Below are 19,300 nucleotides of genomic sequence, written 5' to 3'. Positions count from 1 at the left end.
ATCGAGACGAAGTCTTAAAGCAACTGTTTTTAATTGCCTCCAGCTTTAGCTGGAGGTCAACTAAATTCTAATTTATGGCTTTAGTCAAAATTGCATGAGTTTGGCTAAAGCCACTATTCTACTTCAAATTTATTACCTCCAGCTAAAGCTGGAGGCAATTCTAATTAAATCTTAAAAACTTAGCTGCCAATGGTTATTGGGATTGTAAAATTAATTCATTGCAACATCAAAAACTTTTTAGGCTAATAATCTAGTGACTGTGCTCACCTCCGCCTTTCATGGCAGACAACAAATAAAATGCTCCTTTTGTAACAATTTTAGCTCCTGATTCAATTGCACCAACAAACTTAATTTCTGTAAAACCTAAATCTGTTGTTCCTGGAACCACTTCAACGGCTTTAAAATGAACTTCTTTCTCGTGAGCTTCTTCTTTTTCACCTGCTGCATGTTCGTGCTTTTCTTCGGCATGTGCTTCTTCCTGTACAAAAACAAAGTATTTATCGGCATTTCGAACTACGGCATCTTTTGGTAAAGCCGGAACAGTTGCATTAACAATATTAATATTTGCCGAAACGTACATTCCCGGAATCAATCCTTTTGCATCGGCTGGATCAATTTTAGCATGAACTGCAACAGTTTTACTTTCGTTAGAAAATGATTTATTGATTCCGAAGATCTTTCCTTTAATTGATTTATTAGATTGATTTGTTAATACAAAATCGATAACCTGACCAATCGAAATTGAACCTAAATCTTTTTCATAAACATTCAAATCTAAATGCATCTGACTATTGTCTACTACTTCAAACAAAGAAACTCCCGTTTGTGCAAAAGCACCTTTGGCAATATTAATTTTCCCCACATAACCGTTAATCGGCGCCACAATTGGAACTACAGAAGTACTTCCTTTTGTAGAAACATGCAAAGCTTCTAATTTGTTTTTTGCGGCTTGTGCTCGCGCTCTTTCCGCTGCTAATTTGGCTTTTACTTCCTGAAATGTTTTTCTCGGATTTACGTTTTCGTCACTTAATGTTTTCTGACGATTGTATTCTAACTGCAGATATTCAACATTGGCTGTTGCCGAATGATATTCTTCCTGCATTTCGATAACTTCAAGATTTTGAATGGTTGCCAATACTTTTCCTTTATTGACAAAAGTTCCTTCTAAAACAAAAATATCCTTCACCGTTCCACCGATTAAAGTCGAAACCTCAGCAGAATTTTGTGGAGGAACTGTAGTATATCCATTTGCTTTGATGATCTTGTTAAGATTCCTTTCTTCAACAAATCCTGTTTCAATTCCTACCGTTTTATATTGAGATTCTGTTAATGCAACTTCTGTAGTAGACTTTTCTTCTTCTTTTGTTTCTTCTGCCTTTTTTTCATTGCACGAGATTAATGTAACCGCAAAGAACGCAAGGAAAAAGCGCAAGGTACGCGAAGAAATTAAACTTTGCGCTCTTTGCGAAACCTCAGCGCTCTTTGCGGTTAAATATATAAGTATGTTTTTCATTTTAATTGTTTTTGATGGTTGGAAATTGGAGTTCGATAGCACTTTGATTAAAACTATGTGTTGCTTCTGCAAATTGTTTTTTAATATCGATTGCCTGATTTAAAAAACTAATATAAGACCAGTAACTCAAATCGCCGTTTGCATACGTTTTTTGTGCTGTTTCAATAATCTGATTGGCGTATTGTAAACCTTCATTTTGATAATAATCCAGATTCTTCTGCTGTTTTTTGAAGTTGTTCTGTAATTCTTCTTTTTGAAGATTCAGCATAATTCTATTTTTATCTAATGCCAATTGTGATTGCGAAATACTAATCTCAGCCGCTTTTGCTTTTGCTGTATTTACTCCTCCAAATAACGGAATCTGAAGACCGGCTGTAAAACCTTGAAATAAAGATTCTTTATTAATCGTTTGTGCAAAATAACCTAAACCTACCTTTGGCGTTCGCATAGCTTTAAATGTTTTAGCTTCCTTTTGAAAAACCGAAATCTCTTGTTGATACAAATCGGTCATTACACTTTCTGCTTTTGAATCCTGATTTTCAATAAAAGAATACTTTAACGAAGTCGATTCATCTGGCAGTATATTTTCATTCGTTTGAATGAAAAACTGAAGCTGCTTTTGATAAATTGCCATATCATAAGCCAATTGTTCTTTCTGAGTTTCGATTTCTTTTACTTTCGCTTTAGCACTTATTACCTCAATATTACCGCTTTCTCCAGTTTTAAAACGAAGCTCAGCATTTTTTAGAAATTTGGTATAAATCTCATTTAACTCAGAATTTAACTTCTGAATCGAAATTCCGTACAAATATTGATAATAAGCCAATGTCACCGCTTTTTCAATTTCATAAGATGATAAAGCTTTACGTTTCTCTGCCAATTTTGCCAGTTCTTCCTGTAACTGTCTGTTAGCCTTTGTAATGTTTCCTAACGGAAAAAATTGCTGCACGGAAACATTATGATCATAATCCGCACTGTTAAACTGTCCGCCTTGATATTGCACCTGAAGCGGATCTGGCTGAAAAGCAGTTTTTTGTAAAGTCTTCTGCTTTTCTATTTCCTTATCGGCAATTTTTAAATCAATATTGTTTGATTTAGCAAGCTCAATTGCTTTTTCTAATGATATTTTAGTTTGCGCTGATGCCAGTGTGGTTATCAGTAAAAATGTGATTAACCACAACGTTTTATTCGCCAATAGAAACTTGTTTAACCGCAAAGTTCGCAAAGAATGCGCGAAGTTCGCGAAGGTTAAATTTCTGTGAGTGTATTTTAAGTTTTTCATCTTTTTTTAATTTTCTTTGTGTCCTTTGCGTAAACCTTAGCGTTCTTTGCGTTTAAGTCTCTCTAACATTAAATACAAAATCGGCAAAACAATTAAAGTCAATAAAGTTGCCGAAAACAATCCGCCAATTACAACTGTAGCCAACGGTTTCTGAACCTCGGCTCCACCGCTTGTAGACAACGCCATTGGCAAAAATCCTAATGAAGCTACCGCAGCAGTCATTAAAACGGGACGTAATCTGGTTTTGGTTCCAATTAAGATTCTTTGCATCGGATCTAAAATTCCTTCCGTTTTTAATTGGTTAAAACACGAAATCAAGACAATTCCGTTAAGAACCGCAATTCCAAACAAAGCAATAAATCCAATTCCCGCAGAAATACTAAACGGCATTCCGCGCAGTGAAAGTGCAAAAACACCTCCAATTGCAGACAGAGGAATTGCTGTAAATATTAAAAGAGCCTGCTTGTAACTTTTGAATGTAAAATAAAGCAGTATTAAAATCAAGCTTAAAGCAATAGGCAATGCGATTGAAAGTCTTTTTGTCGCTTCGATCAAATTTTCAAATTGTCCGCCATACGTTACATAATAACCTGCTGGAAGTTTAAAATCTTTATCCAGCTTTTGTTGAATTTCTTCAACAACCGTTTTAATATCACGTCCGCGTACATTTAATCCAACCGTAATTCTACGTTTCCCATCTTCACGAACCACCTGAACCGGCCCTTGCTCGTAATCGACTGTCGCCACCTGAGAAAGCGGTACCTGCTGTCCGCTTGGAAGCGGAATAAACAAATTGCTTACATCAGTAATATCAGCACGATTATCTTCATTCATTCTAACCACAACATCAAATCGTTTGCTTTCATCGTAGATTTTTCCTGCGCTTTCTCCCGCAAACGACGAACGAATGATTTGATTAATATCAGAAATATTCAAACCGTATAAGGCGATTTTGTTGTAATCGTATTTAATTGTTATTTGCGGCAGACCTGTTACTTTATCCGCTTTTAAATCGCCAATTCCTTCAATGCTTTTAATCTTCGAAATTAACTCAGTTGCTTTTGAATCTAGAATTTCCAAATCATCTCCAAAAATCTTGATTGCAATATCGCTTCGGCTTCCTGTCATTAATTCGTTAAAACGCATTTGAATTGGCTGCGAAATTTCAATATTAGCTCCTGGAATCACTTCCATTTCTTTTTTCATCGCATTTGCCAGTTCTACCCAATTGCGATACTTGCCTTTCCATTCTTTTTTGTCTTTCAAAACAATAATCAAATCACCGCTTTCAATCGGCATTGGATCTGTTGGGATTTCGCCACTTCCAATTTTGGTTACTATTGTTTTTATCTCAGGAAATTTAGCTTTTAGAATCTGCTCGTACTTAGTGGTAGTTTCAACCATCTGCGTAAGCGAACTTCCTGTCATAATTGTTGCATTAATAGCCAAATCGCCTTCTTCAATAGTCGGAATAAATTCTCCTCCCATATTCTGAAAAACTATAACACCTAATACAAACAATCCTAAAGAAGCTCCTAAAACTACTTTTTTAAACTGAAGTGCTTTGCTTAAAAATGGTGTGTATAAATTCTCGAACCAACGCATCATTCTGTCGCTGAAATTTTCTTTATGTTCTGTTTTTTTCGAAAGAAATAAAGCACTCATCATTGGTACATATGTCAGCGAAAGTATAAATGCACCAATAACAGCAAAACCAACTGTCATTGCCATTGGTTTGAACATTTTTCCTTCGGTGCCCACTAAAGCCAGAATTGGTAAATACACAATCAAAATTATGATTTCGCCAAAAGCGGCACTATTTCTAATTTTTGATGCCGAATTATAGATTTCAGCATCCATTTCTTCCTGCGAAAGTTCTTTTTTACGTTTGAGTTTCTGCAAATGATGCATGGAAGCTTCGACAATAATCACGGCACCGTCAACAATAATTCCAAAATCAATTGCTCCCAGACTCATTAAATTGCCGCTTACGCCAAAGGCATTCATCAAAATAATAGCAAAAAGCATTGCAAGCGGAATTACAGAGGCTACAATTAATCCTGCACGAAGATTTCCTAAAAATAAAATCAATACAAAAATGACAATTAAAGCTCCTTCTAATAAGTTTTTTGTAACGGTTCCGATGGCGTTATCAACTAATTTTCCACGATCGATAAAAGCTTCGGCAACAACGCCTTCTGGCAGACTTTTATTAATTTGGATCATTCTTTCTTTAACGCGATCAACAACTGCGCTGGAATTTTCTCCTTTCAACATCAAAACCATTCCTGACACGATTTCGCCTTTACCGTCTTTAGTTGATGCTCCATAACGCAATGCAACGCCTTCGCGAACCTGCGCTACGTCACGCACCAGAACTGGTGAACCGTTTCGGTTTTTAACCACTACATTTCCAAGATCTTTAACTCCTTTTGCCATTCCGACGCCGCGAATAAAAAAAGCATATTGATCCTTTTCAATGTAAGCGCCGCCTGTATTTTGATTGTTTTTTTCTAAAGCATCAAAAATCTCGGTAATGGTTACGCCAAGACTGTTCAATGTATTTGGGTTTACGGCAATTTCATATTGTTTTAATCTCCCGCCCCAAGTACTTACGTCCGCAACTCCTTTAATTCCTTGCAATTGCGGAATAATTATCCAATCTTGAATGGTTCTTAGTTTTACGGCATCGTATTTATTTTCGTATCCTTTTTTGGCATAAACATCGTATTGATAAATTTCACCTAAACCTGTAGAAATTGGTGCCAATTCAGGCGAACCTGCATATTCTGGAATGTTTTCTTCGGCTTGTTTTAAACGCTGAAATATTTGTTCACGCGCCCAATAAATATCGACATCATCTTCAAAAACAACGGTAACAACAGATAATCCAAAACGTGAAATACTGCGTAGTTCTATAATATCTGGAACTGTTTTTACAGCTTGTTCTAATGGATATGTAATTAATTGTTCGACCTCTTGACTTGCCAAAGTAGGTGCGGTTGTAATAATTTGAACTTGATTATTGGTTACGTCCGGCAAGGCATCAAGTGGTAATTTTTTAAGTGAATAGCTTCCCCAAGCTATTAAAACAAGGGTAAACAATAGTATAACGAATTTGTTTCGTATACTAAACTGAATGATTTTATCTAGCATTTGAAATATTTAATGACATGAGAAATTAGACAAAAATTTGTCTTGTGATTTTGTGGAAAGTCCACAATTCTCTGACCCAAATAATTCTCTAGTTTTAAAATTTAAAACTAAACAATTGGGTTATCATTATGCTATTTGAGGCGGCTGCCAAATACTTCCATAAAAATTAGAAGTAAATACAGAAATGTAATTTGGTAAAGAAGTTGAAATAATGGTGTGAACAGCAGGAAAATCGTAACTCACAGAATATTGAAAAGTCAAAATTTGTGCTCCGCAGCAATTACAAGCGCAAAAAGGAGAACATAAATCATTGTCTTTATCATGAGAATGATTGTTTTCTGATGAAAACTGAGCTGTTTTATGCATAGCACTACCCACTTCCACATCTGCACAAGGCATATTTGAAAGTACTGTTAAGTAAAGTGATAATACTATTGCGATCCATTTCATGACTGTAAAAATAATACTTTATCTCTTTAGTTGAAACAAATTATTTTACTATGTCACTTTTTAATTACATTTTCTAAAAAAAATAGTACAAGTCAAAAGAAAATTTATTTAACTTTAACAATAATTAACATAATATTATACATCCAAAATTTCAACCTTTTATATCCTATATATCTAAAAAACAGAATCGTACATACCTATCAGTTTAAGAATACATTAGTTCTATTTTATTTTGCGCAGTTTTATTAATTAACAAATACCACAATCAATGAAATGCAATACAGTAATATCAGCCTTTTTACTATTCTTTAGTGTACAAATTTTCGGTCAGGTTTATACCGATAAAATCGTAGGACAAAAAAATCAACAATTAAAAGACAGTCTTAAAATAGAAGAATACCCATACGCTCTTCCTATTTGGGGTGAGAAAGTAGCTCAAAAAGGATACAAGCTTCCTTATTCTGCAGGGTTATCAGTAAATTATTTTTGGCAGGATTCTCAAATCGATATTAGTGATTTGAATGTTGGTTTCAATAATGGTCCGCAATACAACTTAGATGAAATTGTACGTTTTGACAAATCTTCAGTCGAAGCCGGAGCTCTTACAATACGACCTGACATCTGGTTATTACCTTTTTTAAATATCTATGGAATTTTTGGTAAAGCAAATACTGCCACAAAAATTAATGCTGGGATATGGATTCCAGATGCGGATAATAATTGGTCACAAGTTGCTTCTTTCAGCACTAAAGCCAATTTTAATGCTACAACTTTTGGTTTTGGTATGACTCCAACAATTGGTATTGGCGGCGGCTGGCTCGCACTGGACATGAATATGGCTTGGACTGATATCAGCTCTTTAGATAAACCTGCTTTTTCTTATGTTTTTGGACCTAGATTGGGTAAAACATTTAAATTTCATAAACAAGATCAAAATATTGCTTTATGGGTAGGTGGTTTCAGAGTGCACATTGCCGGTGATACGAACGGAAATATTGCATTGTCTGATATTTTTGATTTAACTACTGCACAAGGAAAAGTGGACAGCGGTTTAGAAAAAGTAGCCGAGAATCAAACAAAAGTGGATAACTGGTGGAATGGTTTAACTCCTGCGCAACAAGCGAATCCTATAAATGCGGCTAAGCACAATACAGCAACTAGAGCATTAGAAAGAGCTGGTACTTTTTTAACTACTCTTGATGGTGCTTTGAGTACTGCAGACAACTCTTCTGTTCAATATTCTTTGCAAAAAGCTCCAAAAGATATGTGGAATTTTATTATTGGAACTCAATTTCAATATAACAAACACATTATGTTTAGAGCAGAATGCGGATTTTTAGGAAGTCGTACTCAGGTTTTAGGAGGACTTCAATATCGTTTTGGACTTTAAAACCAGCTGTATGAAAAAAGGTTTGCTCTTGCTTGCTGCATTATTAAGTATGTCACAAGCGAAATCCCAGGTGTTGATTTCCTTAATTTTTGGTGACAAGTTAAATTCTCCTTTTTTAGAGTTTGGTTTAGAAGGCGGTATGAATTTTTCGACGATTTCTAATCTGGATAGTTCTGGAAGTAATCCTGGATTTAATCTAGGTTTTTACTTTGATTTACGATCAAAACAAAATCCTGCTTGGATGATTAATACTGGTGTAATTGTAAAATCGCCAATGGGAGCGCGACATATTCCGCTGTATTCTCTAGACGATGTAAATTTAGATAATACTTTTGCGGGCGGAACTGTAAATCGCGAGATTCGATATTTTAATGTTCCTATTTTGATTAAATACCAATTTAAAAATAGAATTTATCTAAAAACAGGACCGCAATTGGGATTGTTAGCTAAAGCTTTTGATCAGTTTTCGAAAGAGGTAAATAAAGACGATGTAGTTTACAAAAAGAATATCAGGGATCAAATTCGTGTTATTGATGCGGGACTTGCTTTAGGAGCCGGTTATCATATGAATGTTGGAAATGGCTTGAATTTAACGGTTCAATATTATTATGGTTTGGTTCCTGTAATGAAAGGCGACGGTCCAAATGTATACAACAGATCTTTATATGTAACTGCAGGTTTGCCTATTGGAAAAGGAAAAGCTGCTCAAAAAAGAGCTGAAAAAGATGCTGAGCTCAATAAAATTATTCTGCCGGAAGATGAAATGCCTAAAAAGTAATCAGCATTATATTTATTAGGGAAAGAGTTAAAAAAAAAAATCCAAATTTCAAGATTCTAGAAATTTGGATTTTTTTATTAAAATTTAAAAGATATTATCTGCTCCATTCAGCGATACTGTCTTTGTTCATTTTTACATAATCTTGATTGTTTGCAGCTTCAGCAGCAGCCAATGAGATTTTAGCCGTTTCAACAGCGCCTTTTTTATCTCCTTGTTTTGCCTGAATTAATGATTTCAATCTAGAAACGTAATATGGTTTTTCAGTACTCATATCAAGAGCTTTATCAATGTAAGTTCTTGCAGTTTCAATGTTTCCATTTGATTGAAACAAATATTGTGCTGCAGCAAAATAGTCATTCCAAGTTGGTCCAGCCAATGTTTTTTCGATACTTGCTGTTGCAATTTTTGCAGTAGGAACTTCAAACTTTAAAGCAACGTGAGAGTTTTCCCAAGCCATTTCTAAGTAACCAAAATTAGGATCTAAACCATTAATTCCAATTGTAAAAGTTTCTACCGGCGTTGGCAGTGCATTTTCTTTTACTGTTGTTCTTAATGCTACATAAGCGTCACTCCAATTTTCTGGCAATCCCCAGTTGTCTGTAGAAAGGTAAAAAATAACTTCCCAGCTTTCGATTTTAGGAATAGTGTAAATTGCATATTTCCCTTTTTTCAAAGTTTTTCCGTCAATTACAACATCATCACTAAAATTAATAATTGTATTTTCGTTTGCTCCTGTTCTCCATAATTTTCCAAACGGAACTAAATTACCAAAAACTGCTCTGCCTCTTGCACCTGGACGCGAGTATGTAACCTCAACATCTGTTAACCCAACTGTTTGTTTAATATAAGCTTTTGGACTCGCTTGCGGTGTTTTCACCTGTGCTTCAGACGCAAAAGGAGCCATTATTATAGCTAATGCAATAAGTAGTTTTTTCATTATTAAGAGTTTTTTTTGTTTGTTCAAATTTACAAATTCAATTACCGAACAAATGTTAAAATTTACATAATTCAAGATTGAAAATCAGCTATTTTTTTGGCGTTTAATTCGTTGAAATTATTAATGATTAAATCCGCTTCATCTAGATCCTGCATGTTCGAATGAAGACTGTTATAACCTACGCAAAAAATCCCTGCTCCTTTAGCTGCTTTTACACCATTTGTACTGTCTTCAATGATAATACAATTCTCTTTTGGCGCAATTGATAATGACGCGGCATGTATAAAAATAGCAGGATTTGGTTTTGACTGAGGAAAATCTTCACCACTCACAATATGAGAAAAATACTGGTGCAGATTAAATCTAGTAAAAACTCTTTCTATTGTAACCTTCGATGCCGAAGAAGCTAAAATTAACTGAATTCCGCTTGCATGTAAATCTTTAATTAAATCCTCAACACCTTCCAGCAGATACAAATCTTCCTTTGTATCAAAAGCATCATTAAAAATACTTCTTTTTCGTTGAATCAAATCTTCAACTTCATGCGCGATCGAAGGAAAATGTTGTTTTAATGTTTGAAATGTATTTCGAGTCGAAAATCCAGTAAATGAAGTATACATTTCCTCTGAAACTTCGATATTTAATTCTGAAAACTGCTTGTAATACGCATAACGATGAACGGGTTCTGTGTCGACAATTACACCGTCCATATCAAAAATTACTGTTTTAATCATTTTTTTTTAGGTTCTGAGGTTCTGTAGAGACGCACAGCTGTGCGTCTCTACAATTTTTTAATTGATCCAATTCTAAAAATGCTGCTTTTAAACTCAGCGACTTAGAATCTTAGCTTCTTATTTTTTTAGCAAATAACGAATTACAGTTTCAGCGGCATGAAGTCCAAACAAACCAGGCATATAACTGTTAGTTCCGTAAAATGATTTTTTAAAATTTTTCCCGTCTGTCAATTTTAAGCTGTTTTCATCTTGAATTTCAGATGAAAAAACTACTTTTAATTTATTGATTTTTACAGCTTTTAATCTCTTACGAATTGCTTTTGAGAAATAACAGTTTATAGTTTTAGAAATATCAGCCACTTTTACTTTAGAAGCCAGCATCTTTCCTCCTGCTCCCATACTGCTGATAATTTTTACTCTTTTACGTTTTGCTGCAATAATCAAATTTAGTTTTGGCGTAATACTGTCAATACAATCCAAAACATAATCAAACTCAGGAGAAACGATTTCAAAAGCGCGCTCCGGCGACAAAAACTCTTGAACACGAGTTAATTTCAATTCGGGATTAATATCCATTAAACGATCGCCTACAATAGTAATTTTAGGCTGACCAACAGTTGAATGCAAAGCAGGTAATTGTCGGTTAATATTAGTAATATCAACAACATCTCCATCTACAATTGTCATATTTCCAACTCCCGCTCTAGCCAAAAACTCGGCTGCAAATGATCCTACTCCGCCTAAACCTACTACCAGTACATTTGCATTTTTTAGATTCTCTAATCCTTCTTTTGTAAATAAAAGCTCAGCTCTTTCTGTCCACTCTGCCATATATTTTCTTTTGTTCTTTTTGTTTGTTTTAAATTTTGTTTCAAGTTTCAAGTTCACTGCCTGTCAGACTGAGCGAAGTCGAAGTCCAATTTGAGCGCCCCTTCGACTTCGCTCAGGGTGACAAACTCATTTTACTTTTTACTATTTACTTTTCACTAATTACTAATTACTTCTCACCAAAAACTCTTTCATAATTTCTTGTAATAATTTCTTGTAGTTCTTTAACTGTACTGTTTTTATATGCTGCTGCCAAATTGTAAACCTGCTGAATACTTTCATCGATTGTATCTGTCTCTAAAAAAAATCGATCGTTAGGAATTTTTTGAAAGACCTCTTTCAAATTCGGATTCTGCAGCAAATATTTCCCAAACGAAATGTAAAATCCAGCTGCGATAAGCTGTTCTGCAACTTGACTGTTTTTAGAAAAACCGTGAATAATCATTGGAACCGAAATTTTCATTCTCTTTTTGATTGCAATAATTTCCTGAAACGCCGCAACGCAATGAATAACAACTGGTTTCCTGTACTTTTCGGCTAAAGCCAATTGTTTTTCGAAAACCTGAATTTGAAGTTCAAGCGGAATTTCAACACGTTTATCTAAACCACATTCTCCAAGTGCTAAACAGTTTTTGGTCTGCAGTTTTTCTTCAATAATTTTCAAATCATCTTCTAAACGATCTTCCTTAATATACCAAGGATGAATTCCAATTGAATAATACGGAATCGATGCATCAAAATCCTGCGGATACTGATTAACCAATTCTAGAATATCAGATTGATTAGTAAATTGATGTGTATGAAAATTAAAAAAGTCCATTAATGAAACGTTTTTACACCTGCTTTAATTTCTATTTTTAAATCATTTTCTAAAGGAACAATTGGGCAGGAATACTTATGGTTGTATGCACAATACGGATTGTAAGCTTGATTAAAATCGATTGCAATTGTATTTCCTTTTGGAATTTTTAAATCAATATATCTTCCGCCTATGTAACTTTCTTTTCCGCAGGTTAAATCTGAAAAAGGAAGAAACAAATGATCTTTATATTTTTCTTGTTTAGACAGTTCAATGTTTCTATACACATTCAACTGCATTTCGACACCGTCAATCGTAAAATAAATAGTTCCGTATTTTACATATTTTGGCGTTCTTGTTCCAGTAGTTTTCATTTCAAAAACCTTTTCATTCTCTGCTTTTTCGAATCTTGCATTAACAAAATACTTTTCATTAATGGGATAAAAATCCAGTGTTTTAAAAGTTTTTAAATCTTCCTCCATCAACGGACTTGTCTTAGCATCAGCATATTCTGAGTTTATTTGCTTTTGAAATTTTTCGGCATCAACACTTTTAAATTTCTTTTGGCTGAAGCCAAAACTAAAAGTTAAAAGCAAACATAGGATAATGTAGTTTTTCATCGTAGAAATTTAGTGCAAAAATAGTTTAAAAGTAACAAAATGACAACGGCAGAACATGACAAAGTTTTCTAACTTTGTTGCAAATTTTAATCATCGCAATGCTCAAAACTGCTTTTAGTCATTATATAAACAATTTTAAAGGATTTTCTAGAGAAATCTGGATACTTACAATTATCACTTTTATCAATCGTGCCGGAACAATGGTACTTCCTTTTTTGTCTAAATATTTAAAAGAAGATCTTCATTTTACGTATAATCAAGTTGGCTGGATTATGGTAGCATTTGGTTTAGGCTCAATGCTTGGTTCTTGGCTGGGCGGTAAATTATCTGATAAAATTGGTTTTTATAAAATCATGATTTTTAGTTTATTTACTACAGGAATTTCAATGTTTCTAGTACAATTTGTTACCACTTTCTGGGGTTTGTGTATTGCAATGTTTGTTTTAATGACTATTGCCGACATGTTTCGACCAGCAATGTTTGTATCTCTTGGAGCATATGCAAAACCGGAAAATAGAACCCGTGCATTAACACTGGTTCGTCTTGCTGTAAATTTAGGTTTTGCAGCCGGACCTGCACTTGGCGGTTTAATAATTATGGGAATGGGTTATTCTGGATTATTTTGGGTTGATGGTGCTTCTTGTATTATTTCTATTCTAATTTTTGCATTATTAGTTAAGGAAAAGAAAAAAGTCGATCATGGTGATAAAACCGAAAGTGCCGCTGAAGTGAAATCTGTTTTTCATGATGGAATATTTTGGGTTTTCTTATTTGTGAGCTTCATAACCGCTATGATTTTCTTTCAGCTTTTTACAACGCTTCCATTATATCATAACGAAAAATTTGGGTTAAGCGAACTTCAAACAGGTCTTTTAATGACTTTAAACGGACTTTTGATTTTTGCTTTAGAAATGCCGACGGTTGGTTTTATGGAAAGACGAGGATTTGCTAAAATTAAAATAATAATTCTAGGATCCTTTGTAATGGCTTCGAGCTTCTTTCTTTTACTAATTAATTTTTGGGCAGGAATGTTAGTAATCAGCATGATCTGTATTTCGATTGGAGAAATCTTAACCTTTCCGTTCTCAAATGCATTTGCATTGAGCCGTGCTCCCCGCGGTCAGGAAGGACGTTATATGGCGCTTTACACGATGAGTTTTAGTCTCGCACATATTGTAAGTTCTAAAGTTGGGTTTGAAATTATCTCTGATTTTGGCTATCAAATAAATTGGTTATTTATGGCTTGTATCGGAATAATTGCAACTCTTTGCTGCCTTTGGATTAAAAAAGCTTTACTGCAAGAGAAAAACAAATAAATCCTCTATTCAAAATTAAACCATTAAAATTCAATTCATTAACTTTGAACTTGAATAACTTTTCTGTGCCTTTTATTCTCAATAAACGTGTTTTTTAGTTAAATAACTAATTTTATAGTTGCATAACTAGAAAAATAGTTGTAGGTTTGAATTAAAATTAGAAAACATGCAAAAGTTAACCAACAAAGAAGAAGAGATAATGCAAATTTTATGGAAGTTGAAAAAAGCTTTTGTAAAAGAGATTCAGGCAGAAATCACTGAAGATCAACCGCATTACAATACACTTTCGACAATAGTTCGAAATCTGGAGGAAAAAGGTTTTGTAGCGCATAATGCATTTGGAAACACACATCAATATTATCCTGCTGTAACTCTTGAAGCCTACAGCAAGAAATATATGAAAACGGCAATTGACAACTATTTCAACAGTTCCTATAAAAATATGGTTTCGTTTTTTGCCAAAGAAGAAAAAATCTCTGCTGATGAATTACGCGAGATACTAGCTATGATCGAAACTCCAAAAGAAGAAAAATAATCGTTATGGAAGCACTTTTCATTTATATTGCAAAATCTACAGGTTTAATCGTATTATTTTACTGTGCTTATCAAGCTTTGCTTCGAAAAGAAACATTTTTCAACAGCAACAGATGGTTTTTATTGGCGGGTTTAATAACAGCAGTAGTTTTACCTTTATTAGTTTATACTAAAGTTATATGGGTTGATCCTGCTCCATCATTTAATATGGACTATTCACCACTTCAGTCGTCACAAATTACCCAGGAAACTTTTGAACTTAATTGGAACTATATCTTACTTGCGGTTTATGCTGTCGTCTTTTTAGCATTGATCGTAAAATTTGCTTTCGATTTTTATAGTTTAAATACCATTTTAAAAGGCCGTAAAATAAAACAACAAGCCGATTTTAAATTTATCGATATTGCCGAAAACATCGCCCCTTTCTCCTACTTTGATTACATCGTATACAATTCATCAATGTATAATGCACAAGAGTTAGAAAATATTATTGAACATGAGAAAGTACACAGCGAACAAAATCATACCATCGATGTTTTAATCGCTCGTATTTTTTGCATTATCTTTTGGTTTAACCCAATTATGTGGCTTTATAAAAAAGCAATAGTTCAAAACTTAGAATTTATTGCCGACAAGGAAGCTGCTAAAAAAATATCTGATAAAAAAGCCTATCAATACACGCTTTTAAAAATAACAACGCACGAAACCTGCGTTGCAATCACCAATCATTTTTATCAATCATTAATCAAAAAACGAATCGTTATGTTAAACAAAAATCAATCAAAAAAACGAAATTCTTGGAAATACTATACTGTAATTCCAGCTCTTATCGCTTTTGTATTCTTATTTCAAATTGAAGTAATTGCAAAAGAAAAACAACCCGTTTCAAAAGGAGTTTCTGAAAAAGTAGAATCAAAGGATGTTTACAAAATCAAGAAAAACTCGACTGACAAAGAATTAAACGAAATCAAAGAAAACTTAAAGAAAAAACACAATATTGATTTCGAATTTTCTCAAACACAAAGAAATGCAGAAAATGATTTAACTTCAATTAAAGTTGATATCAAAAATGGAACTCAGCAGGTACAATCTATTCAAACAAAAGGTGATAAACCAATTAATAGTTTCGGAATAGTTATTACAACGGATAAAGATGGCAGTAAAAAAGTTGGTATTCAAACTTCTGATGAAACCAATAATTCTAAAACTGACAAAAAAGCAAAATTTGTAAGCAGCACAAAAACAACTACTAAATCAAACACCAATGACAACACTAATTCTGATGTTAATGCAAAAGCTGACGCTAATAATATTACAAATATTAGCACTACTGTAACTACAGATACTAACAATAATGTTACTACAAAAGTAATTACTACAGATGGCGATTCTTCGACCATAACGATCTCGAATTCTACTAGAAGTAATATGAAAAAAGGCAATCAATTAATAGTTTTAAATGGAACTGTAATGTCAACTGATTTTAATTTAGAAGAGATTAAACCAAATCAGATTAAAACCATTGTTATTTCTAAAGGAACTGAAGCAAAAGTTAAATATGGAGAAAGCGGATCGAATGGTGTAATTGAGATTGAAACAAATAAATAATCAAAAAATGCAAAAGTTAACCAACAAAGAAGAAGAGATAATGCATATTTTATGGAAGCTTAAAAAAGCTTTCGTAAAAGAAATTCAGGCAGAAATCACTGAAGATCAACCGCATTACAACACGCTTTCGACTATTGTTCGTAATCTTGAAGAAAAAGGCTTTGTGGCGCACAATGCATTTGGAAATACACATCAATATTATCCTGCAATTAGTTTAGAAGCTTACAGCAAAAAGTACATGAATACTGCGATTGACAACTATTTTAATAGTTCATACAAAAATATGGTTTCGTTTTTTGCCAAAGAAGAAAAAATCTCTGCCGATGAATTACGCGAAATCTTAGCTATGATCGAAACTCCAAAAGAAGAAAAATAATCGTTATGGAAGCACTTTTTATTTTTATTATAAAATCGAGCGGTTTATTAGTACTGTTTTATTGTGCTTATTTCTTTTTACTTCGAAAAGAGACTTTTTTCAATAGCAGCAGATGGTTTTTATTAGCCGGATTATTCACCTCTATCGCTTTGCCGTTTCTGGTTTACACCAAAATCGTTTGGGTTGATCCAGCTCCAATAATTCAAAACTTTAATTACACACAAAACTATCTTCCGCAGACTGTCGAAAAAGAATCTTTTGAGATCAACTGGAATTATGTTGCAATAGCCGTTTATGCTCTTGGCTTTCTAGCTTTAATCATAAAATTTGGAATGGATTTTTATAGTTTAAATTCCGTTTTAAAAGGCAAAAAAGTACAACAGCAAGCTGATTTTAAATTTATAGATGTAAATGAAAATATTGCTCCGTTCTCTTATTTTGATTATATCGTATACAACTCATCAATGTATACAGAGGCTGAATTAGAGAATATTATTGAGCATGAAAAAGTGCACAGCGATCAAAATCATACAATGGATGTTTTGATTTCTAGAGTATTTTGTGTGCTGTTTTGGTTCAATCCAATTATCTGGCTGTACAAAAAAGCAATTCTGCAAAATCTTGAATTTATTGCTGACAGCGAAGCAGCCAAAAAAATTTCAGACAAAAAAGCGTATCAATACACGCTTTTAAAAATCACGACACATGAAAGCTGTGTCGCAATCACCAATCATTTTTATCAATCATTAATCAAAAAACGAATTGTCATGTTAAACAAAAATCAATCAAAAAAATGGAATTACTGGAAGTATTATGCTATACTTCCTGCTCTTGTCGCTTTTGTACTTTTATTCCAAATCAAAACAGTAGCACAAGAAAAAGAGAGAAAAGAAGCTCAAGAAATCACTGCAAAAGGTGATTCGGTTATTGTATTCAAAATTAAGAAAACAACAACTGATCAGGAGCTAAAAGAAATGACTGTTAAACTTAAAAAAGAACATGATGTAGATGTTGTCGTTTCTAATGTCGTAAGAAACTCTAAAAATGAATTAACAGCTATTAAAGTTGATATTGACAAGGGAACTGGAAAAGCACGAACTCTAGAGATTGAAGGCAATAATCCTATTAATGACAGCGGCATAGTAATTACAACGAACAGTAATGGCTCTAAAAAAGCTGGTATCCTTACTGGTGAAGAAGTTGACCAACCAATGACAACAGGAAATCGTGTTGTAGAAATTAAGCATTTTAACGGTAAAGATATGCCTGAGCCGCCAGTTCCTCCTGCACCACCAGCAACTGCAGCACTGCCAGCTGCACCAGTACCTCCTATGGCACCTGAGTTACCAAAAAACTTAGAGCTTCCTCCTGTACCAAATATGTCAAAAATGCCAAAACCTCCAGTTGCGCCAAGAAATCTTGAAGACAAAGCTGCAATGAAGAACTTCGAAAAAAAGATGGCGGAATTTGAAAGAAAAATGGAAGCTTTTCAGCCACAATTAACAGCTTATGAAAAACAAGTAGATGAAATTATGTCTAAACGTGAAGGCGGCTATGATAAAGAAATGCAAAAGTTCGAAATTGCAATGGATAAATTTAACGCAGAAATGGACAAATATAACGCTCAGATCGATCAGCAATTTGGAGGTGATTTTGAAAAAAAGATGGAGCAATTTGAAAAAGACATGAAAGTATACGAACAGAAGATGAAAGTGTACGAAAAAAACATGCAGAAATTTGAAAAGGATAATAAACGTTCTTAATCTTAAATTTAAGAATACGTTACAAAAAAGACTTTGCCTAACCGCAAAGTCTTTTTTTTGTATCTTTGCGCAAAATTAACCTGCGATGTACAAATTTTTAGCCAAATTAAATAAAATACTTTTACCAAGTTTTACTAAACAAGGTTTAGATATTTCTAAAGCCAAAAAATGGCAGATGGCTATTATTGGTTACAGAGCTTTTATTACTAAACGGGCTTTAGAATAATTTAGTTTAGAATAAAAATCATATTTGAATCGATATTTATAAATCGAATTCAAAATAGCAGCATAACGTAAATGAACCGCAATGAGATAAAATTTGCTGTTCACTTTACATGAATTTCTCCATGAAAAATAAAGAATTAAATATCCCTCCTGTTCCTGCCGTACTTTTAGCAATCATTAGCGTTCAATGTGGAGCTGCAATTGCAAAAACCCTTTTTCCTGCTATTGGAGCAGCTGGAACGGCATCTATCCGAATTGGTGTTTCGGCATTGATTCTGCTTTTAGCATATAGACCAAATTTAAAACAGGTAAAACCAAACCAATGGAAAATTGTAGTTCCTTACGGCTTGTGTTTAGGAGTCATGAACTTAACTTTTTATCTGGCTATCGAACGAATTCCAATTGGACTAGCCGTTACTTTAGAATTTGTGGGGCCTTTATTACTGGCCATCATTGGCTCAAAACGTCTAATTGATTATTGCTGGGTATTATTGGCCGCAACCGGAATTGCTTTAATAGCACCGTGGTCAAATGACACAATAGACATAGTAGGAGTTTTGTTTGCACTTTTAGCTGGAGCATTCTGGGCAACTTACATCATTCTAGGCGGAAAAGTATCAAAAATAATGCATGGTGGTCAGGCCGTTGCAACTGGTATGTTGTTTGCCTCGCTGCTAATTTTACCTTTTGGTTTTTACGAGAACGGATTAGCTAATCTTACTCCTAAACTTTTTGGTTATGGTGTTGCTCTTGCACTTTTATCAAGCGCAATTCCATTTACTTTAGAGATGAAAGCTCTTGGACAACTTCCTCCCCGCACATTTAGCATTTTAATGAGTTTAGAACCAGCCGCTGCTTCAATTTGTGCTTTTCTATTTCTACAAGAAAAACTGAACTTTTATGAGATCCTAGCTGTCATTTGTGTAGTATCTGCCTCTGTTGGCGCTACATTAACAGCAAAACGATAAAAAAACAAAAGCCTTGCAAATAC

The 19,300-nt window shown here is 33.8% G+C and carries 18 protein-coding genes; 9 read left to right on the top strand and 9 right to left on the bottom strand.

The window, feature by feature from the left end; all coding sequences use genetic code 11:
• Positions 1-250: 250 nt before the first annotated feature.
• The 4 genes from B0A81_RS03320 to B0A81_RS03305 form a co-directional block, all read right to left on the bottom strand.
• Positions 251-1,513, bottom strand: coding sequence for an efflux RND transporter periplasmic adaptor subunit (locus B0A81_RS03320; RefSeq protein ID WP_089056697.1), 1,263 nt, complete (start codon positions 1,511-1,513; stop codon positions 251-253).
• A 1-nt stretch (position 1,514) separates the two neighbouring features.
• Positions 1,515-2,708: a TolC family protein gene (locus tag B0A81_RS03315; protein WP_244281249.1), complete on the bottom strand. Its 1,194-nt coding sequence runs from the start codon at positions 2,706-2,708 to the stop codon at positions 1,515-1,517.
• Positions 2,709-2,831: 123 nt separating this feature from the next.
• Entirely contained in the window at positions 2,832-5,951 is a 3,120-nt protein-coding gene (locus B0A81_RS03310; RefSeq protein ID WP_089056695.1) for an efflux RND transporter permease subunit, read from the bottom strand.
• A gap of 126 nt (positions 5,952-6,077) precedes the next feature.
• Positions 6,078-6,401 carry a DUF6660 family protein gene (locus tag B0A81_RS03305; protein ID WP_233206962.1) on the bottom strand — a complete coding sequence of 108 codons (324 nt, stop codon included), beginning with the start codon at positions 6,399-6,401 and terminating at the stop codon, positions 6,078-6,080.
• Between the two features lie 268 nt (positions 6,402-6,669).
• Between B0A81_RS03305 and B0A81_RS03300 the strand changes: the two genes are divergently transcribed.
• Both B0A81_RS03300 and B0A81_RS03295 read left to right on the top strand, forming a co-directional pair.
• Positions 6,670-7,791, top strand: a complete 1,122-nt coding sequence (locus B0A81_RS03300; protein ID WP_089056694.1) for a hypothetical protein — start codon at positions 6,670-6,672, stop codon at positions 7,789-7,791.
• Between the two features lie 10 nt (positions 7,792-7,801).
• Positions 7,802-8,569, top strand: a complete 768-nt coding sequence (locus B0A81_RS03295; protein ID WP_089056693.1) for a porin family protein — start codon at positions 7,802-7,804, stop codon at positions 8,567-8,569.
• A 94-nt stretch (positions 8,570-8,663) separates the two neighbouring features.
• On the opposite strand, the gene B0A81_RS03290 is transcribed toward B0A81_RS03295, so the two are convergent.
• The 5 genes from B0A81_RS03290 to B0A81_RS03270 form a co-directional block, all read right to left on the bottom strand.
• On the bottom strand, positions 8,664-9,506 hold the full coding sequence (locus tag B0A81_RS03290; RefSeq protein ID WP_089056775.1) for a DUF2911 domain-containing protein: 843 nt from the start codon (positions 9,504-9,506) through the stop codon (positions 8,664-8,666).
• A 71-nt stretch (positions 9,507-9,577) separates the two neighbouring features.
• The gene (locus tag B0A81_RS03285) at positions 9,578-10,240 is read right to left on the bottom strand and encodes an HAD family hydrolase (RefSeq protein ID WP_089056692.1); all 663 of its coding nucleotides are present in this window, start codon (positions 10,238-10,240) and stop codon (positions 9,578-9,580) included.
• Between the two features lie 117 nt (positions 10,241-10,357).
• Positions 10,358-11,071, bottom strand: a complete 714-nt coding sequence (locus tag B0A81_RS03280) for a tRNA threonylcarbamoyladenosine dehydratase (protein WP_089056774.1) — start codon at positions 11,069-11,071, stop codon at positions 10,358-10,360.
• 166 nt (positions 11,072-11,237) lie between these two features.
• Complete coding sequence (locus B0A81_RS03275; protein WP_089056691.1) at positions 11,238-11,888, bottom strand: TatD family hydrolase; 651 nt, start codon at positions 11,886-11,888, stop codon at positions 11,238-11,240.
• Complete coding sequence (locus B0A81_RS03270; protein ID WP_089056690.1) at positions 11,888-12,487, bottom strand: DUF1684 domain-containing protein; 600 nt, start codon at positions 12,485-12,487, stop codon at positions 11,888-11,890. Before B0A81_RS03270 ends, B0A81_RS03275 begins: the two co-directional genes overlap by 1 nt.
• A 98-nt stretch (positions 12,488-12,585) precedes the next feature.
• Between B0A81_RS03270 and B0A81_RS03265 the strand changes: the two genes are divergently transcribed.
• The 7 genes from B0A81_RS03265 to B0A81_RS03235 all read left to right on the top strand — a co-directional run bounded on the left by B0A81_RS03265 (position 12,586) and on the right by B0A81_RS03235 (position 19,277).
• Positions 12,586-13,803 carry an MDR family MFS transporter gene (locus B0A81_RS03265; protein ID WP_089056689.1) on the top strand — a complete coding sequence of 406 codons (1,218 nt, stop codon included), beginning with the start codon at positions 12,586-12,588 and terminating at the stop codon, positions 13,801-13,803.
• Positions 13,804-13,969: 166 nt separating this feature from the next.
• Positions 13,970-14,338 (top strand): BlaI/MecI/CopY family transcriptional regulator, encoded by a 369-nt coding sequence (locus tag B0A81_RS03260; RefSeq protein WP_089056688.1) that lies wholly within the window; start codon positions 13,970-13,972, stop codon positions 14,336-14,338.
• A 5-nt stretch (positions 14,339-14,343) separates the two neighbouring features.
• Positions 14,344-15,945: a M56 family metallopeptidase gene (locus B0A81_RS03255; RefSeq protein ID WP_089056687.1), complete on the top strand. Its 1,602-nt coding sequence runs from the start codon at positions 14,344-14,346 to the stop codon at positions 15,943-15,945.
• A 7-nt stretch (positions 15,946-15,952) separates the two neighbouring features.
• A complete protein-coding gene (locus B0A81_RS03250) occupies positions 15,953-16,321 on the top strand; it encodes a BlaI/MecI/CopY family transcriptional regulator (protein WP_089055572.1) in 369 nt (122 codons plus the stop codon).
• A 5-nt stretch (positions 16,322-16,326) separates the two neighbouring features.
• Positions 16,327-18,084, top strand: coding sequence for a M56 family metallopeptidase (locus B0A81_RS03245; RefSeq protein ID WP_089056686.1), 1,758 nt, complete (start codon positions 16,327-16,329; stop codon positions 18,082-18,084).
• A gap of 85 nt (positions 18,085-18,169) precedes the next feature.
• Positions 18,170-18,310 carry an SsrA-binding protein gene (locus B0A81_RS03240; RefSeq protein ID WP_089055574.1) on the top strand — a complete coding sequence of 47 codons (141 nt, stop codon included), beginning with the start codon at positions 18,170-18,172 and terminating at the stop codon, positions 18,308-18,310.
• Positions 18,311-18,431: 121 nt separating this feature from the next.
• Positions 18,432-19,277, top strand: coding sequence for an EamA family transporter (locus B0A81_RS03235; RefSeq protein ID WP_089056685.1), 846 nt, complete (start codon positions 18,432-18,434; stop codon positions 19,275-19,277).
• Positions 19,278-19,300 lie beyond the last annotated feature (23 nt).

It is taken from the genome of Flavobacterium plurextorum (assembly GCF_002217395.1).
GTDB classification, from domain to species: Bacteria; Bacteroidota; Bacteroidia; order Flavobacteriales; family Flavobacteriaceae; genus Flavobacterium; species Flavobacterium plurextorum.
This window is presented reverse-complemented; position numbering and strand designations above follow the sequence as displayed.

Coding starts and splice junctions, on each gene's coding strand:
- B0A81_RS03275 (WP_089056691.1), bottom strand. CDS start 11,888: ATGGACTTTTTTAATTTTCATACACATCAATTTACTAATCAATCTGAT.
- B0A81_RS03290 (WP_089056775.1), bottom strand. CDS start 9,506: ATGAAAAAACTACTTATTGCATTAGCTATAATAATGGCTCCTTTTGCG.
- B0A81_RS03320 (WP_089056697.1), bottom strand. CDS start 1,513: ATGAAAAACATACTTATATATTTAACCGCAAAGAGCGCTGAGGTTTCG.
- B0A81_RS03295 (WP_089056693.1), top strand. CDS start 7,802: ATGAAAAAAGGTTTGCTCTTGCTTGCTGCATTATTAAGTATGTCACAA.
- B0A81_RS03235 (WP_089056685.1), top strand. CDS start 18,432: ATGAAAAATAAAGAATTAAATATCCCTCCTGTTCCTGCCGTACTTTTA.
- B0A81_RS03250 (WP_089055572.1), top strand. CDS start 15,953: ATGCAAAAGTTAACCAACAAAGAAGAAGAGATAATGCATATTTTATGG.
- B0A81_RS03255 (WP_089056687.1), top strand. CDS start 14,344: ATGGAAGCACTTTTCATTTATATTGCAAAATCTACAGGTTTAATCGTA.
- B0A81_RS03310 (WP_089056695.1), bottom strand. CDS start 5,951: ATGCTAGATAAAATCATTCAGTTTAGTATACGAAACAAATTCGTTATA.
- B0A81_RS03240 (WP_089055574.1), top strand. CDS start 18,170: ATGTACAAATTTTTAGCCAAATTAAATAAAATACTTTTACCAAGTTTT.
- B0A81_RS03270 (WP_089056690.1), bottom strand. CDS start 12,487: ATGAAAAACTACATTATCCTATGTTTGCTTTTAACTTTTAGTTTTGGC.
- B0A81_RS03265 (WP_089056689.1), top strand. CDS start 12,586: ATGCTCAAAACTGCTTTTAGTCATTATATAAACAATTTTAAAGGATTT.
- B0A81_RS03280 (WP_089056774.1), bottom strand. CDS start 11,071: ATGGCAGAGTGGACAGAAAGAGCTGAGCTTTTATTTACAAAAGAAGGA.
- B0A81_RS03285 (WP_089056692.1), bottom strand. CDS start 10,240: ATGATTAAAACAGTAATTTTTGATATGGACGGTGTAATTGTCGACACA.
- B0A81_RS03260 (WP_089056688.1), top strand. CDS start 13,970: ATGCAAAAGTTAACCAACAAAGAAGAAGAGATAATGCAAATTTTATGG.
- B0A81_RS03300 (WP_089056694.1), top strand. CDS start 6,670: ATGAAATGCAATACAGTAATATCAGCCTTTTTACTATTCTTTAGTGTA.
- B0A81_RS03305 (WP_233206962.1), bottom strand. CDS start 6,401: ATGAAATGGATCGCAATAGTATTATCACTTTACTTAACAGTACTTTCA.
- B0A81_RS03245 (WP_089056686.1), top strand. CDS start 16,327: ATGGAAGCACTTTTTATTTTTATTATAAAATCGAGCGGTTTATTAGTA.